This window comes from Pseudomonas sp. XS1P51 (assembly GCF_054897845.1).
The window spans coordinates 5672675-5688597 of record NZ_CM142707.1; the positions used below are offsets into that span (position 1 = coordinate 5672675).

General features: G+C 59.6%; 13 protein-coding genes. 9 read left to right on the top strand and 4 right to left on the bottom strand.

All coding sequences use genetic code 11. The annotated features are described in order from the left end of the window. The first annotated feature begins 109 nt into the window (after nucleotides 1-109). Nucleotides 110-562, top strand: coding sequence for a hypothetical protein (locus ACYZUD_RS26310; protein ID WP_462020819.1), 453 nt, complete (start codon nucleotides 110-112; stop codon nucleotides 560-562). 833 nt (nucleotides 563-1395) lie between these two features. On the opposite strand, the gene gbcA is transcribed toward ACYZUD_RS26310, so the two are convergent. Then, a complete protein-coding gene (gbcA, locus tag ACYZUD_RS26315; protein WP_462020820.1) occupies nucleotides 1396-2691 on the bottom strand; it encodes a glycine-betaine demethylase subunit GbcA in 1296 nt (431 codons plus the stop codon). A gap of 286 nt (nucleotides 2692-2977) precedes the next feature. Between gbcA and gbcB the strand changes: the two genes are divergently transcribed. Continuing rightward, entirely contained in the window at nucleotides 2978-4078 is a 1101-nt protein-coding gene (gene gbcB / locus ACYZUD_RS26320) for a glycine-betaine demethylase subunit GbcB (RefSeq protein WP_253433009.1), read from the top strand. 177 nt (nucleotides 4079-4255) lie between these two features. On the opposite strand, the gene ACYZUD_RS26325 is transcribed toward gbcB, so the two are convergent. The 3 genes from ACYZUD_RS26325 to ACYZUD_RS26335 all read right to left on the bottom strand — a co-directional run bounded on the left by ACYZUD_RS26325 (nucleotide 4256) and on the right by ACYZUD_RS26335 (nucleotide 7097). After that, nucleotides 4256-5080 carry an SDR family oxidoreductase gene (locus ACYZUD_RS26325; RefSeq protein ID WP_462020821.1) on the bottom strand — a complete coding sequence of 275 codons (825 nt, stop codon included), beginning with the start codon at nucleotides 5078-5080 and terminating at the stop codon, nucleotides 4256-4258. Nucleotides 5081-5272: 192 nt separating this feature from the next. After that, nucleotides 5273-5806, bottom strand: a complete 534-nt coding sequence (locus ACYZUD_RS26330; protein WP_462020822.1) for an REP-associated tyrosine transposase — start codon at nucleotides 5804-5806, stop codon at nucleotides 5273-5275. A gap of 250 nt (nucleotides 5807-6056) precedes the next feature. After that, nucleotides 6057-7097 (bottom strand): threonine aldolase family protein, encoded by a 1041-nt coding sequence (locus tag ACYZUD_RS26335; protein WP_462020823.1) that lies wholly within the window; start codon nucleotides 7095-7097, stop codon nucleotides 6057-6059. A gap of 131 nt (nucleotides 7098-7228) precedes the next feature. On the opposite strand from ACYZUD_RS26335, the gene ACYZUD_RS26340 reads away from it, so the two are divergent. The 7 genes from ACYZUD_RS26340 (at nucleotide 7229) to purU (ending at nucleotide 15874) form a co-directional block, all read left to right on the top strand. After that, nucleotides 7229-7954: a TraX family protein gene (locus tag ACYZUD_RS26340; RefSeq protein ID WP_462020824.1), complete on the top strand. Its 726-nt coding sequence runs from the start codon at nucleotides 7229-7231 to the stop codon at nucleotides 7952-7954. A gap of 248 nt (nucleotides 7955-8202) precedes the next feature. Continuing rightward, nucleotides 8203-9456 (top strand): serine hydroxymethyltransferase, encoded by a 1254-nt coding sequence (gene glyA, locus ACYZUD_RS26345; protein WP_462020825.1) that lies wholly within the window; start codon nucleotides 8203-8205, stop codon nucleotides 9454-9456. A 23-nt stretch (nucleotides 9457-9479) separates the two neighbouring features. Further along, nucleotides 9480-10730, top strand: coding sequence for a sarcosine oxidase subunit beta (locus ACYZUD_RS26350; RefSeq protein ID WP_007947735.1), 1251 nt, complete (start codon nucleotides 9480-9482; stop codon nucleotides 10728-10730). 14 nt (nucleotides 10731-10744) lie between these two features. Next, nucleotides 10745-11074: a sarcosine oxidase subunit delta gene (locus ACYZUD_RS26355; protein WP_034147448.1), complete on the top strand. Its 330-nt coding sequence runs from the start codon at nucleotides 10745-10747 to the stop codon at nucleotides 11072-11074. Next, nucleotides 11071-14088 carry a sarcosine oxidase subunit alpha gene (locus ACYZUD_RS26360; RefSeq protein ID WP_462020826.1) on the top strand — a complete coding sequence of 1006 codons (3018 nt, stop codon included), beginning with the start codon at nucleotides 11071-11073 and terminating at the stop codon, nucleotides 14086-14088. Before ACYZUD_RS26355 ends, ACYZUD_RS26360 begins: the two co-directional genes overlap by 4 nt. A 148-nt stretch (nucleotides 14089-14236) precedes the next feature. Continuing rightward, nucleotides 14237-14869 (top strand): sarcosine oxidase subunit gamma, encoded by a 633-nt coding sequence (locus tag ACYZUD_RS26365; protein ID WP_462020827.1) that lies wholly within the window; start codon nucleotides 14237-14239, stop codon nucleotides 14867-14869. 147 nt (nucleotides 14870-15016) lie between these two features. Then, nucleotides 15017-15874, top strand: coding sequence for a formyltetrahydrofolate deformylase (gene purU / locus ACYZUD_RS26370; protein ID WP_462020828.1), 858 nt, complete (start codon nucleotides 15017-15019; stop codon nucleotides 15872-15874). The last annotated feature ends 49 nt before the right edge of the window (nucleotides 15875-15923 follow it).

The window sequence follows — 15923 nt, forward strand, 5'->3', positions numbered from 1 at the left end:
CCTGTTCGCCCCACGCCATACAGCCCGGTGAGCTACAGTTTTTCTATGCGCTGTTAAAAGGGTGTAATGCGAAAGGGTGTTGGACGCCAGGAAGAATCTGAGTTGTTCAGTGTCCGTTTTTACCCGAATGCTGGAAGACAAAGCCGCAAACCAGCTTCCCGACTACTATTTGGCAATCAAGCGGCGCCACGCCCAGGCAATAGAGAACAGTCCGGAACTCAAGGTGATGTTTTCCATGTTCGGCAGCGAATCACTGTCGATCCTGCGAACGACCGCCGATTTTTCTGTGAAAAGAACCAAGCGCCACGAAGTGCTCACGCTTCATCCTTACGCCAACGACTTTCATGGTGCTGAACAGGTACTCCCACTGGTAACCCCCCCGTTAGCGCCGTCGATGGGCAGCGCTATCAAACCTTTAAAGGTGTGTTGGGGTTGCCCGGCCAATCCATGGCGATCAGCTACAAGTACTACCCGGCTTATACGATTCCTCCTTCTTGGCTGGCCGGGCGCTATGTGCCTTCGATATTGCTCGGGTGGCGGGCATTCAATGACTTTGAATTGAGTCTGGATGTCGAGTCAGGTCGGTCGTGCCTCAACACAATCTGATTTACCCACAATCCCTGTTGGCGATTCTGTGGATAACATGTTCGCCCCTCGCTACATCCCATGAAAATCAAGCCCTCCAAGCCTTCGTACAAAAAACAACCAGCCTAACTCATGGTTTTTACACGCTTTTTACGGTGGATAAAGTTTTGCGCAATCCAATACTTGCCCCCAATCTCTGTTGGCGCTTCTGTGGATAAGATGTTCGCTGTCCGCTACAGGCCATACAAACAGGGCCTATCAGAGATCTGGTTAAAAAACGATCAAGTCAACGGTTTACACCCATAAGTCCCGCGCAAACCTTGAATATTCGCGGCTTTCAACGGTTTTCCACAGATCCAGAGAAGTTGCCCCCAAAGTCTGTTGGCGCTTCTGTGGATAAGGTGTTCGCCATCCTCTGCAAGCCACGTATAACGTGCCTTTCCGGCTTTCGGTCAAAAAACAACCAATCGCTACCGAAAACCCTCCTTCTGGATAAGTCACGGATTTTCTTCAGTTTCTGTGGAGAAAGTTTTCTGTAAATCCACACTTGTCCCCATTAGCTGTGGGTGGAGGTGTGGATAACTTGTTCGCTAAAGGCTGGGAGCCACGGTACGTATAGGTCTGAACGAAGTAGATCATATTTCGTACAGTTCTAAGATGAGAAAGGTGTTTTGCGGGAAAAGATGCAGTGAGTGGGAGGGGGCCATCGCGAGCAGGCTCGCTCCCACATTGATTGATATTTGTCCGCAAAATTTGTGAACACCACCAATCCCATTGTGGGAGCGAGCCTGCTCGCGATGCTTTTTGCTATCAACCCTGGACCGGAACCCCTTTGAGGTAAGCCGCTGGCTCGGCACCGAGGTTGTTCAGCAGACGCTCGCTGTACCAATCCACAAAGTTCACCACGCCAAACTCATAGGTCTTGGAGTAAGGCCCTGGCTGATACGCCGTGGAGTTGATGCCGCGCTGGTTCTCTTCGGCCAGGCGACGGTCCTGGTCGTTGGTGGCGTCCCAGACCTGGCGCATGCGCTCCACGTCGTAGTCCACGCCTTCGACCGCGTCCTTGTGGACGATCCACTTGGTGGTGACCATGGTTTCCTGAGCGCTGATCGGCCACACGGTGAACACGATAATGTGGTCGCCCATGCAGTGGTTCCAGGAGTGCGGCAGGTGCAGGATGCGCATCGAGCCCAGGTCCGGGTTCTTGATGCGACCCATGAGTTTGGCGCAGCCCTGTTTGCCGTCCAGGGTCATCGACACGGTGCCCTTGAGCAGCGGCATGCGCACGATGCGGTTACGCAGGCCGAAGCTGGCGTGGGCGTAAGGAATCTTCTCGGCTTCCCAGGCGGCGGCGGAGGCGGCGACATGGTCCTTGAAGGCCTGGTCGGCCCGCGGGTCGGTGACGTCGTCCCATTCCAGCAGGGTTTTCAGCAATTCCGGGTGCGACGCGTTGCAGTGGTAGCACTCGCGGTTGTTTTCCAGCACCAGTTTCCAGTTGGCTTTTTCCATCAAGGTGGTTTGCACCGCCACCTTGGTGTTCTCCATGTCGTACGGTTCCATGTAATGGGTGAGCGTCGACAGGAAGTCATCAATGGCCGGCGGGTTCTCCGACAGGCTGATGAAGATGTAGCCGCCGGCGGTCTTCACGTTCACTGGTTTGAGGCCGTACTGCTTCATGTCGAAGTCGGCGCCCATTTCGGTGCCGGCGAACAGCAGGCGACCGTCCAGTTCGTACGTCCACTGGTGGTAGTGGCAAACCAGCTTGGCGACCTTGCCCTTGTCACTGGTGCACAGGCGCGAACCGCGGTGACGGCAGACGTTGTGGAACGCATGCACCACGCCTTCGGCGCCGCGAATCACGATGATCGGGTTTTTGCCGACCTGCAGGGTCAGGTAGTTGCCCTTGGTCGGGATCTCGCAAGTCATGCCGGCGATCAACCACTCTTTCTGGAAGATTTCCTGCATGTCGATATCAAACAACCGCTCGTCAGAGTAAAACGGCTGCGGCAGCGAGAAAGTGCGCTCGCGTTCTTGCAGCATCTGCGCGGTGGCCTTGCGTGCGGGTTCCAGCGGATCGCCCAGGCTGATTTTTGCGGTGACGTCCATCGATTTGATCCTCATGGCCATTCTGTGTGGCCGGCGAAATAGTGGCTGATACGGTTTGCTACGCAAGGGTGTAAAGAATGTGTCTTGGTATGGGGCGAGTGTGGGGCCGGCGCTGGCCAGAACCTTATCCATGGGCGACATGGCCCAATCTGTTCCCGACGCGCAACCCCCGGTAGATGCGGGCTGGTCGCGATAAGTATGTGAATGTCGCAGATAGGTAAATGGGTGGTCTGCGCTATACGCAGAATCGCCAACATAAGGCCGACCATCGGCGGTGGAGAACAGCATGTCCAACAGCTTCCTGAATCCGGTAACTACCCAGACCTGGGCCAATGGTCGACACATCGTCCGTTGCGTCAAAGTCATCCAGGAAACCTGGGACGTGCGCACCTTCTGCTTTATGGCTGACCAGCCGATCCTGTTCTTCTTTAAGCCGGGCCAGTTCGTCACCCTGGAGCTGGAAATCGAAGGCGTGCCGATCATGCGCTCCTACACCATTTCCAGCTCGCCATCGGTGCCGTACAGCTTTTCGGTGACCATCAAGCGTGTGCCGGGCGGCAAGGTGTCCAACTGGCTGCACGACACCCTGCACGAAGGCCAGGAGCTGGCGGTGCATGGCCCGGTCGGGCTGTTCAACGCCATGGACTTCACCGCGCCGAAGGTGCTGTACCTCAGCGGTGGCGTCGGCATCACGCCGGTCATGTCCATGACGCGTTGGTTCTACGACACCAACGGCAACGTCGACATGGTGTTTATCCACAGCGCCCGTTCGCCCAAAGACATCATTTATCACCGCGAGCTGGAACACATGGCCTCGCGGATCGATAACTTCAGCCTGCACCTGATCTGCGAGAAGCATGGTCTGGGCGAGCCGTGGGCCGGTTATCGCGGTTACCTGAACCACAAGATGCTCGAACTGATGGCGCCGGACTTCCTTGAGCGTGAGGTTTTCTGCTGTGGCCCGACGCCGTACATGAATGCGGTGAAACGCATGCTCGAGACCGCCGGTTTCGACATGTCGCGTTATCACGAGGAGTCCTTCGGTGCTACGCCTCCGGAAGCCCGTGCCGATGCGGTGGAGCAAGCCGAGATAGCAGCAGACGCACCGGACATTGACGTCGCGGATCTGCACCAGGTTGAATTCACCGCGTCCGGCAAGAGCATTCGTGTTGCGCCGGGGGAGACCGTCCACGCAGCAGCAGCCAAGTTGGGGCTGTTGATTCCAAAGGCTTGCGGGATGGGGATCTGCGGAACGTGCAAGGTGATGAAACTGGGTGGCGAGGTCGAAATGGACCACAACGGTGGGATCACCGAGGAAGACGAAGCCGAAGGGTTCATCCTGTCGTGCTGCAGCGTGCCGAAGGGTGACGTTCGTATCGAGTTTTGATGGTTACACAGTAACCCTGTGATCACCCTGTAGGAGCTGTCGAGTGAAACGAGGCTGCGATCTTTTGATCTTGTTTTTAAAAATCAAAATCAAAAGATCGCAGCCTCGTTTCACTCGACAGCTCCTACACAGCTCCTACACAGCTCCTACACAGCTCCTACAAGGGTTGTGGATATCTCAATCGATAAACAGATCCGGCATCAGCTTGTCGCGGGTGCCGGGGGCGAACCGATAGTGTTCGAACTCGGTTATGCCGCTCTCCCGAAGTATTTCCTCATCAATCAGCAAACGACCGGTAATGCTGCGACCACGGCTGTCCAGGATGACGTGGGCGGCATCCGCCATGATCGCGGGCGTACGCGCATGCTTGAAAGACTCGCGTGATCCGAGCTGAAACTCGATGGCGGCGGTGGCGATCATCGTCTGCGGCCACAACGAGTTGACGCTGATACCGTAGTTTTTGAATTCCTCGCTCATGCCCAGGGTCAGCATGCTCATGCCGTATTTGGTCACGGTGTAGGGGCCGTACTGGGCGAACCATTTGGTTGCCAGGTTCAGCGGCGGTGACAGGTTGAGGATGTGACCGCTGGTTTTTTTCAGGTAGGGCAGGGCGGCCTGGCTGCACAGCAGCACGGCGCGGGTGTTGATCTGGTGCATCAGGTCGAAGCGCTTGAGTTCGACGTGTTGAACGCCGGTGAGCTTGATCGCTCCGGCATTGTTGACCAGCGCATCGATGCCGCCGAAATGCTCGTTGGCCTGGGCCAACGCTTCGCGCACTGCGACCTCATCGCGCACGTCCACCTGCAACGCCAACGCTTTACCGCCAGCCGCTTCGACTTCCTTCGCCACGCTGAAAATCGTGCCGGGCAACTTGGGGTGTGGTTCGGCGCTTTTCGCGGCAATCACGATGTTGGCCCCATCCCGCGCAGCCCGCAGCGCGATCTCACGACCAATCCCGCGGCTGGCGCCGGTAATGAACAGGGTCTTGCCTTGTAGTGACATGCGTACGCTCCTGATTGTTATTGTCTGAGCGGATCAAAGCGGCTCGCCAGTCAATGTAGACCAAGTCGCCGCACCTGATCGTTCCCACGCTCTGCGTGGGAATGCCTCTCGGGACGCTCCGCGTTCCAGCTTCAGCGCCTGCGTGGAGACGAACACCGTTGTGACGCAGAGCGTGGGAACGATCAGGAGGTCTTAATACCACCGTTGAATCTCGATCAACCCCTCCATCCCCGCATAGTTCCTCGCACTGGAATAGCGCCAGTGCTCCGGCAAATCCACGTACCCACGTTTAACCGGGTTGTAATGAATGTAATCCAGCTTCTGGCGCATCACCGTCTCGCTGTACACCATTTCCGAGTGCGAACCTTCCTGCCACAGCTGATAAACCCGGTCCTGCTTGTGTGCGCGTTTACTGAAGCGCAGGCGCCGCAGCGCGCGATCGGCGCCTTTGCTTTGTAGGTCGTCGATGATTTGTCGGGCAGTGAAGGATTTGAACTGGCTGAGGCATTTGCTCAGGTCTGGAGCCTCGGCAACGAAGTGGAGATGGTTCTCCAGGACCACATAGCCGTACAGCTTTAGATCACGATGGGTTTGCTGATAGCGCCAGCAATTGAGCAGGTGATCGACGATGTAGGGACGGATGAACAGCGGGAGCCATTCCATGAGTGTGCAGGTGAGGAAATGCGGTTTGTCGGGTTCAGTGATGGTGTAACGGCTTCGGCCCATGGGTGCATTCCTTTGCGAGGGAATGACTAGGGTGAGCGGGGTTACGAGGTAGTGCTAGCGGACAGCGACGCGGAGCGAGTGGGAAATTGCGACACGCCCGTAATGATCGTTCCCACGCTCTGCGTGGGAATGCATCCAGGGACGCTCCGCGTTCCAGCTTCAGCGCCTATGCAGCGGCGGACACCGTTGTGACGCAGAGCGTCACGGGCTGCATTCCCACGCGGAGCGTGGGAACGATCAGTGGCAGGGCTTAGCGGGACATGACTTCCCGAATGTCCGCCGCCAGTTCCCGCACGCGTTCTTTTTCGGTATCCCACGAGCACATGAACCGTGCGCCGCCGTTGCCGATGAAGGTGTAGAAGCGCCAGCCCTTGGCGGTCAGTGCGGCGATGGCCGGCTCCGAGAGTTGCAGGAACACGCCGTTGGCCTGCACCGGGAACATCAGGTCCACGCCAGGAATATCGCTCACCAATTCCGCCAGCAGCTGTGCGCAGTGGTTGGCATGGCGGGCGTATTTGAGCCAGGCGTCGTTTTCCAGAATCCCGACCCATGGGGCCGAGAGGAAGCGCATCTTGGAGGCCAGCTGCCCGGCCTGTTTGCAGCGGTAGTCGAAGTCTTCGGCCAGTTTGTGGTTGAAGAACAGAATCGCCTCACCCACCGCCATGCCGTTTTTCGTACCGCCGAAGCACAACACGTCGACGCCGGCTTTCCAGGTCAGGTCCGCTGGTGAGCAACCGAGGAAGGCGCAGGCATTGGAGAAGCGTGCGCCGTCCATGTGCAGGTTCAGGCCCAGTTCTTTGCAGGTGGCGCTGATGGCGCGGATTTCTTCGGGGGTGTAGATGCTGCCGACTTCGGTGGCCTGGGTCAGGGTCACGACGCGCGGTTTCGGATAGTGGATATCCTGGCGCTTGAGGGCGATTTCGCGGATTGATTCCGGGGTCAGCTTGCCGTTTTCAGTACGGGCGATGAGTAGCTTGGAACCGTTGGAGAAGAACTCCGGGGCGCCGCATTCGTCGGTTTCGACGTGGGCGGTTTCCGAGCAGATCACGCTGTGGTAACTCTGGCACAGCGACGACAGGGCCAGGGAGTTGGCGGCGGTGCCGTTGAAGGCGAAGAACACTTCGCAGTCGGTTTCGAACAGTTTGCGGAATTGATCGGACGCGCGTGCGGTCCACTCATCGTCGCCATAGGCGCGTTGGTGGCCGTGGTTGGCCTGTTCCATGGCGGCCCAGGCTTCAGGGCAGATACCGGAATAGTTGTCGCTGGCGAATTGTTGGCTCTTGTCGGTCATGGCCGGCTTCCGTGGTCGAGGCTCTTATGGTGAAGGGCTTCGTGGTCAATGATGGTGCGCACTTTACCGAAGATCGTCCGGGGAGCACACGGGATGTCACTGTCAGAACATTACAAGGACACCGGGCAATTATGCACATGACTCAACGCGACGGTGCACTCGATCTGCTCAAGTGGCTGGCGCTATTGAGCATGGTGCTCGATCACCTGCGATATGTCGGTTATTCCGTCGATATTCTGTATGTACCGGGGAGGTTGGCGTTCCCGTGGTTCTGCCTGGCGATCGCGGCCAATCTGTCGCGCACCGGTGCAGCGACGACCGATGGCCAGTGGCGTTATCTGGGTTGGTTGCTGCTGTTCAGCGCCATCAGTGAAATTCCCTACCGGATGTACATTCCTGATCCCGACACCCTGAACGTGTTGCCCACGCTGGCGCTCGGGATGTTGGCAGCGCGCGGCTGGCGGCACGAAACGCTGCACTCGCGACTGCTCGCGGTGGGTGCTCTAACCCTGGCAGCACTGTTCCCGGAACGACTGATGTTCGGTTTCTTCGGTGTCCTGCTGCCGCTGACCATGTTGCTGGTGATCAAGCGGCCCTGGTGCTTCAGCCTGTTGCCCGGACTGGTCTGCCTGGCCGCCAATCAATGGGAGGTGCTGTATTACTCCGCCCGCTTCGGCAACAGTGCAGCCATCCTCGGCATTGCCACTTGTCTGATTGCGCCATTGCTGGGGCTGCTCTTGTTGCGACATGCCCGACGCTTCAAACCACCACCGATGCGGCGTTGGGCGTATGCGCTCTATCCCGCGCATTTCCTCGTGCTTCTTGTGTTACGTCAAGTTGTCGCAGCAACCCTGTAGGAGCTGCCGCAGGCTGCGATCTATTGATCTTCCAAACAGCAAAATCAAAAGATCGCAGCCTGCGGCAGCTCCTACATGAGCGTGCCAAACGGTGTGAAAGCGGTCTATGTCGTAAACGCACCTTTGCGTGGCGTCCGTAGGCATTTGACCTGTCTGCGCCGGTCATACCATCGCATCCAAAGGGCACTGCCGAAAGGTACGTGCCTCACCGAGACGAATGGCGCACCGCCGCCGCTGGGAGAGACGCGATGTTCAGCAAGCAAGACCAGATCCAGGGTTACGACGATGCACTGCTGGCGGCGATGAATGCCGAGGAGCAACGTCAGGAAGATCACATCGAGCTGATCGCGTCAGAGAACTACACCAGCAAGCGCGTCATGGAAGCGCAAGGCAGCGGCCTGACCAACAAATACGCCGAAGGCTATCCGGGCAAGCGCTACTACGGTGGCTGCGAGCACGTCGACAAGGTTGAAGTCCTGGCCATCGAGCGCGCCAAGCAACTGTTCGGTGCCGACTACGCCAACGTGCAGCCGCACTCCGGCTCCTCGGCCAACAGCGCCGTTTACTTGGCCCTGCTGCAAGCCGGCGACACCATTCTCGGCATGAGCCTGGCCCATGGCGGCCACCTGACGCACGGCGCCAAGGTGTCGTCCTCGGGCAAGCTGTACAACGCCGTGCAGTACGGCATCGACACCAAAACCGGGTTGATCGACTACGACGAAGTCGAGCGTCTGGCCGTCGAATGCAAGCCGAAGATGATCGTTGCCGGCTTCTCGGCCTATTCCAAGACCCTCGACTTCCCACGCTTCCGTCAGATCGCCGACAAGGTCGGTGCGCTGCTGTTCGTCGACATGGCTCACGTCGCCGGTCTGGTCGCTGCCGGCCTGTATCCGAACCCGCTGCCGTACGCTGACGTGGTGACTACCACCACCCACAAGACCCTGCGCGGTCCGCGTGGCGGCCTGATCCTGGCCAAGGCCAACGAAGAAATCGAGAAGAAGCTCAACGCGGCAGTTTTCCCGGGTGCCCAGGGCGGCCCGCTGATGCACGTGATCGCTGGTAAAGCGGTGTGCTTCAAGGAAGCGCTGGAGCCTGGCTTCAAGGTTTACCAACAACAAGTGATCGACAACGCCCAGGCCATGGCCGGCGTGTTTATCAAACGCGGTTACGATGTAGTGTCCGGCGGCACCGATAACCACCTGTTCCTGGTCAGCCTGATCCGTCAGGGCCTCACCGGCAAAGAGGCGGATGCAGCACTCGGTCGTGCCCATATCACCGTGAACAAGAACGCTGTCCCGAACGATCCACAGTCGCCGTTCGTGACCTCCGGCCTGCGTATCGGCACCCCGGCGGTGACCACTCGCGGCTTCAAGGTTACCCAGTGCGTCACGTTGGCCGGCTGGATCTGCGACATCCTCGACAACCTCGGCGACGCCGATGTCGAGGCCAATGTCGCCCAGCAAGTTTCGGCACTGTGCGCGGACTTCCCGGTTTATCGCTGAGCGCGGTTTTGGAGTAAATGACTATGCAACGCTACTCGGGCTTCGGCCTCTTCAAACACTCCCTCAGCCATCACGAAAACTGGCAGAAAATGTGGCGCACGCCGACCCCTAAAAAGGTCTATGACGTGGTCATCGTCGGCGGTGGCGGGCATGGTCTGGCGACCGCCTACTACCTGGCCAAGGAACACGGCATCACCAACGTGGCCGTGGTCGAGAAAGGCTGGCTGGGCGGCGGTAACACCGCGCGCAACACCACCATCGTTCGCTCCAACTACCTGTGGGACGAGTCGGCGCACCTGTACGAACACGCGATGAAACTGTGGGAAGGCCTGTCCCAGGACTTGAACTACAACGTGATGTTCTCCCAGCGCGGCGTCTACAACCTGTGCCACACCCTGCAGGACATTCGTGATTCCGAGCGTCGGGTCAGCGCCAACCGCCTCAACGGCGTGGACGGCGAACTGCTCGATGCCAAGCAAGTGGCCGACGAGATCCCGTACCTCGACTGCTCGAAGAACACGCGCTACCCGGTGATGGGCGCTACCGTCCAGCGTCGCGGCGGCGTGGCCCGTCACGATGCCGTGGCCTGGGGCTTTGCCCGCGCCGCCGACGCCTTGGGCGTGGATTTGATCCAGCAGACCGAAGTGATCGGTTTCCGCAAGGAAAACGGCGTGTGCATCGGCGTTGAAACTAACAAGGGCTTCATCGGCGCCAAGCGCGTCGGTGTGGTCACCGCCGGTAACTCCGGGCACATGGCCAAGCTCGCCGGTTTCCGTCTGCCGATCGAATCCCACCCGCTGCAAGCGCTGGTGTCCGAGCCGATCAAACCGATTATCGACAGCGTGATCATGTCCAACGCCGTGCACGGTTACATCAGCCAGTCCGACAAGGGCGACCTGGTGATCGGCGCCGGTATCGACGGCTACAACGGCTACGGCCAGCGTGGTTCGTACCCGGTGATCGAGCACACCATCCAGGCCATCGTCGAGATGTTCCCGGTGCTATCCCGCGTACGCATGAACCGTCAGTGGGGCGGCATCGTCGACACCACGCCGGATGCCTGCCCGATCATCTCCAAAACTCCGGTCCCGAACATGTTCTTCAACTGCGGTTGGGGCACCGGCGGCTTCAAGGCAACTCCTGGCTCGGGTAACGTGTTTGCCGCGAGTCTGGCCAAGGGTGAAATGCACCCATTGGCTGCACCTTTCTCCATCGACCGTTTCCACAACGGTGCGTTGATCGACGAACACGGCGCTGCTGCGGTTGCCCACTAACAGGAGAAATCCCCATGTTGCATATCTTCTGTCCTCACTGCGGCGAGCTGCGCTCCGAAGAGGAATTCCACGCATCCGGCCAGGCGCACATCCCGCGTCCACTGGATCCGAACAGCTGCACCGACGAGGAGTGGGGCGACTACATGTTCTTCCGCGATAACCCTCGCGGTCTGCACCACGAGCTGTGGATTCACGCCGCCGGTTGCCGTCAGTACTTCAACGCCACCCGCGACACCGTGACCTACGAGATTCTCGAAACCTACAAGATCGGCACCAAGCCACAATTCACCGACAAGACCGATAGCCCGAAAGCGGCCACCACGGCTCTGGGAGAGAAGGTATGAGCCAGATCAATCGCCTGTCCAACGGCGGACGGATCGACCGCAACAAAGTGCTGAGCTTTACCTTCAACGGCCAGAGCTACAAAGGCTTTGAAGGCGACTCCCTGGCCGCTGCCCTGCTGGCCAACGGCGTCGACATCATCGGTCGCAGCTTCAAATACTCCCGCCCGCGCGGCATCTTTGCCGCCGGTGCCGAAGAGCCGAACGCCGTGCTGCAGATCGGCGCGACCGAAGCCACGCAAATCCCCAACGTACGTGCCACGCAACAAGCGCTGTACCAAGGCCTGGTCGCCACCAGCACCAACGGCTGGCCGAGCGTGAACAACGACATGATGGGGATTCTCGGCAAGGTCGGCGGCAAGCTGATGCCGCCGGGTTTCTACTACAAAACGTTCATGTACCCGCAATCGTTCTGGATGACTTACGAGAAGTACATCCGTAAGGCTGCCGGTCTTGGCCGCTCGCCGACCGAGAACGATCCGGACACCTACGACTACATGAACCAGCACTGCGACGTGCTGATCGTCGGCGGCGGCCCCGCTGGCCTGGCCGCTGCACTGGCGGCTGCGCGCAGCGGTGCCCGAGTGATCCTCGCCGATGAGCAGGAAGAGTTCGGCGGCAGCCTGCTCGACTCCCGTGAAAGCCTCGACGGCAAGCCTGCCACCGAGTGGGTCGCCAGTGTCATCGCCGAACTGAAAGACACCCCTGACGTGCTGCTGTTGCCGCGCGCCACGGTCAACGGTTACCACGACCATAACTTCCTGACCATTCACGAGCGCCTGACCGATCACCTCGGCGACCGCGCCCCGATTGGCCAGGTCCGTCAGCGCATCCACCGTGTTCGCGCCAAGCGTGTCGTGCTGGCGACCGGTGCTCACGAGCGTCCACTGGTTTACGGCAACAACGACGTGCCGGGCAACATGCTCGCCGGCGCTGTCTCGACTTACGTTCGTCGTTACGGCGTGGCACCGGGTAAAAAACTGGTGCTGTCGACCAACAACGATCATGCCTACCGCGTTGCTCTGGATTGGCTCGACGCCAGCCTGCAAGTGGTGGCCATCGCCGATGCCCGCAGCAACCCGCGTGGTGCGCTGGTGGAAGAAGCGCGCGCCAAAGGCATCCGCATCCTGACCGGCAGCGCCGTGATCGAGGCCCGTGGCAGCAAGCACGTTACGGCTGCTCGCGTTGCCGCAATCGATGTCAAAGCGCACGCCGTGACCAGTCCTGGCGAATGGCTTGAATGCGATCTGGTCGCCAGTTCCGGCGGTTACAGCCCGGTGGTTCACCTGGCTTCGCACCTGGGCGGCAAGCCGATCTGGCGTGAAGACATCCTCGGTTTCGTACCGGGCGAAGCACCGCAGAAACGCGTGTGCGTGGGTGGCATCAACGGCGTCTACGGCCTCGGCGATTCCCTGGCCGATGGTTTTGAAGGCGGCGCCCGCGCGGCCAGCGAAGCCGGTTTCAGCGTGGTCGAAGGGACCTTGCCGAAAGCCCTGAGTCGTCTGGAAGAGCCGACGCTGGCGCTGTTCCAGGTGCCGCACGAAAAAGCCACCGCACGTGCGCCGAAGCAATTCGTCGACCTGCAAAACGACGTCACCGCTGCCGCCATCGAACTGGCGACCCGCGAAGGCTTCGAGTCGGTCGAGCACGTCAAGCGCTACACCGCACTGGGCTTCGGCACCGACCAGGGCAAGCTCGGTAACGTCAACGGTCTGGCCATTGCCGCCCGTTCGCTGAATGTGACCATCCCGCAGATGGGCACCACCATGTTCCGCCCGAACTACACGCCGGTGACGTTCGGCGCCGTGGCCGGTCGTCACTGTGGGCACATCTTCGAGCCAGTGCGTTTCACCGCGCTGCATCACTGGCACGTGAAGAACGGCGCCGAGTTCGAAGACGTCGGTCAGTGGAAACGTCCTTGGTACTTCCCGAAAAACGGTGAAGACCTGCACGCCGCCGTGAAGCGCGAATGCAAAGCCGTGCGCGACAGCGTCGGCCTGCTGGACGCTTCGACCCTGGGCAAGATCGACATCCAGGGCCCGGATGCCCGTGAGTTCCTGAACCGCATCTACACCAACGCCTGGACCAAGCTCGACGTGGGCAAGGCGCGCTACGGTCTGATGTGCAAAGAAGACGGCATGGTCTTCGACGACGGCGTAACCGCCTGCCTCGCCGACAACCACTTCGTGATGACCACCACCACCGGCGGCGCTGCACGCGTGCTGCAATGGCTGGAAATCTACCAACAGACTGAATGGCCAGACCTGAAGGTGTACTTCACGTCCGTGACGGATCACTGGGCAACCATGACCCTGTCCGGGCCGAACAGCCGCAAGCTGCTCAGTGAAGTCACCGATATCGACCTGAGCAACGAAGCCTTCCCATTCATGACCTGGAAAGAAGGCCTGGTCGGCGGTGTGCCGGCGCGGGTATTCCGGATTTCGTTTACCGGTGAGTTGTCGTACGAAGTCAACGTTCAAGCCGACTACGCCATGGGTGTGCTCGAGAAGATCGTCGACGCCGGGAAGAAGTACAACCTGACCCCGTACGGCACCGAAACCATGCACGTGCTGCGGGCCGAGAAGGGCTTCATCATCGTTGGGCAGGACACTGACGGGTCGATGACTCCGGATGACCTGAACATGGGCTGGTGTGTCGGTCGCACCAAACCGTTCTCGTGGATCGGCTGGCGTGGCATGAACCGCGAAGATTGCGTACGTGATCAACGTAAACAGTTGGTGGGCCTGAAGCCGATCGATCCAACCAAATGGTTGCCGGAAGGTGCGCAACTGGTGTTCAACACCAAGCAAGCGATCCCGATGACCATGGTCGGCCACGTGACTTCCAGCTACGCCCACAACTCCCTCGGCTATTCGTTTGCCATGGGCGTGGTCAAGGGCGGTTTGAATCGCATGGGTGAGCGTGTGTTCGCCCCGCTGGCCGACGGCAGCGTGATCGAGGCGGAAATCGTTTCTTCGGTGTTCTTCGATCCGAAAGGTGATCGCCAGAACATTTAATGGCCTCGGGTCCTGTGGGGTGCCTGCTACCGCTTTCGCGAGCAGGCCCGCTCCCACAGGGGAACGCGGTCAAATGTGGGAGCGAGCCTGCTCGCGAAGGCGGCAGAACAGCCTCCACAGGACCAACAGAATTCAGGAAAGGTGCTTTATGACCGCAGCCAATGTTTACCAACAACGCCCAACCACCGGGGCCAAGGCCGAGTCGTCGCTGCATCACGCCGACCTCGCCAGCCTGGTGGGCAAGGGTCGCAAAAACGCCGGCGTGATCGTGCGTGAGAAAAAACTCCTCGGCCACCTGACCCTCCGTGGCGACGGCCACGATGCGGCGTTCAGCGCTGGCGTGCACAAGGCTCTTGGCATCGAATTGCCAGGCGCGCTGACCGTCATCGTCAAGGGTGAAACCAGCCTGCAATGGATGGGGCCGGATGAATGGTTGCTGATCGTCCCGACCGGTGAAGAGTTCGCCGCCGAGCAAAAGCTGCGTGAAGCGCTGGGCGACCTGCACATCCAGATCGTCAACGTCAGCGGTGGCCAGCAGATCCTCGAACTGAGCGGCCCGAACGTGCGTCAGGTGCTGATGAAATCCACCAGCTACGACGTGCACCCCAACAGCTTCCCGGTGGGCAAGGCTGTGGGCACCGTGTTCGCCAAGTCGCAACTGGTGATCCGCCACACCGCCGAAGACACCTGGGAACTGCTGATTCGTCGCAGCTTCTCGGATTACTGGTGGTTGTGGTTGCAGGATGCCGCCGCTGAGTACGGACTTAGCGTTCAGGCCTGATTAACTGTAGGAGCGAGCTTGCTCGCGAAGGACTTGAGGGCGACGCGTTAATCCAGAAAGTACGCGTTATCGTTGACGTCCATCGCGAGCAGGCTCGCTCCCACAGGAGGCAGCTTCGTCTACCGATCTCTAAGGAGTCACCGCACTATGAGCCGCGCCCCAGACACATGGATTCTGACCGCCGACTGCCCAAGCGTTCTCGGCACCGTGGACGCGGTGACCCGCTTTCTGTTCGAGCAGGGCTGCTACGTCACCGAGCACCATTCTTTTGATGACCGGCTCTCGGGCCGTTTCTTCATTCGCGTGGAGTTCCGCCAGCCCGACGGTTTTGACGAACAAGTGTTTCGCGCAGGCCTTGAAGAACGTGGTCAAGCCTTCGGCATGATCTTCGAGCTGACCGCGCCGAACTACCGGCCGAAAGTGGTGATCATGGTTTCCAAGGCCGATCATTGCCTCAACGACTTGCTCTACCGCCAGCGCATCGGCCAATTGTCCATGGACGTGGCCGCCGTGGTGTCCAACCACCCGGACCTCAAGCCCCTGGCGGACTGGCATCAGATTCCGTACTACCACTTCCCGCTGGACCCGAACGACAAGCCGTCGCAAGAGCGTCAGGTCTGGCAGGTGATCGAAGAGTCAGGTGCCGAACTGGTGATCCTTGCCCGTTACATGCAGGTTCTGTCGCCGGAGCTGTGCCGCAAACTCGACGGCAAGGCGATCAACATCCATCACTCCCTGCTGCCGGGTTTCAAGGGTGCCAAGCCGTATCACCAAGCCTACAACAAGGGCGTGAAACTGGTCGGTGCCACGGCGCACTACATTAACAACGACCTGGACGAAGGCCCGATCATCGCCCAGGGCGTCGAGGCCGTGGACCACAGTCATTACCCGGAAGATCTGATCGCCAAGGGGCGGGATATTGAAGGGCTGACATTGGCGCGGGCGGTTGGGTATCACATTGAAAGACGAGTTTTTTTGAACGCGAACAGAACGGTGGTTTTGTAGCGTTCTGAAGACCGCTAAAAGATCGCAGCCTTCGGCAGCTCCTACAGGG

Coding starts and splice junctions, on each gene's coding strand:
- gbcA (WP_462020820.1), bottom strand. CDS start 2,691: ATGGACGTCACCGCAAAAATCAGCCTGGGCGATCCGCTGGAACCCGCA.
- gbcB (WP_253433009.1), top strand. CDS start 2,978: ATGTCCAACAGCTTCCTGAATCCGGTAACTACCCAGACCTGGGCCAAT.
- ACYZUD_RS26325 (WP_462020821.1), bottom strand. CDS start 5,080: ATGTCACTACAAGGCAAGACCCTGTTCATTACCGGCGCCAGCCGCGGG.
- ACYZUD_RS26330 (WP_462020822.1), bottom strand. CDS start 5,806: ATGGGCCGAAGCCGTTACACCATCACTGAACCCGACAAACCGCATTTC.
- ACYZUD_RS26335 (WP_462020823.1), bottom strand. CDS start 7,097: ATGACCGACAAGAGCCAACAATTCGCCAGCGACAACTATTCCGGTATC.
- ACYZUD_RS26340 (WP_462020824.1), top strand. CDS start 7,229: ATGCACATGACTCAACGCGACGGTGCACTCGATCTGCTCAAGTGGCTG.
- glyA (WP_462020825.1), top strand. CDS start 8,203: ATGTTCAGCAAGCAAGACCAGATCCAGGGTTACGACGATGCACTGCTG.
- ACYZUD_RS26350 (WP_007947735.1), top strand. CDS start 9,480: ATGCAACGCTACTCGGGCTTCGGCCTCTTCAAACACTCCCTCAGCCAT.
- ACYZUD_RS26355 (WP_034147448.1), top strand. CDS start 10,745: ATGTTGCATATCTTCTGTCCTCACTGCGGCGAGCTGCGCTCCGAAGAG.
- ACYZUD_RS26360 (WP_462020826.1), top strand. CDS start 11,071: ATGAGCCAGATCAATCGCCTGTCCAACGGCGGACGGATCGACCGCAAC.
- ACYZUD_RS26365 (WP_462020827.1), top strand. CDS start 14,237: ATGACCGCAGCCAATGTTTACCAACAACGCCCAACCACCGGGGCCAAG.
- purU (WP_462020828.1), top strand. CDS start 15,017: ATGAGCCGCGCCCCAGACACATGGATTCTGACCGCCGACTGCCCAAGC.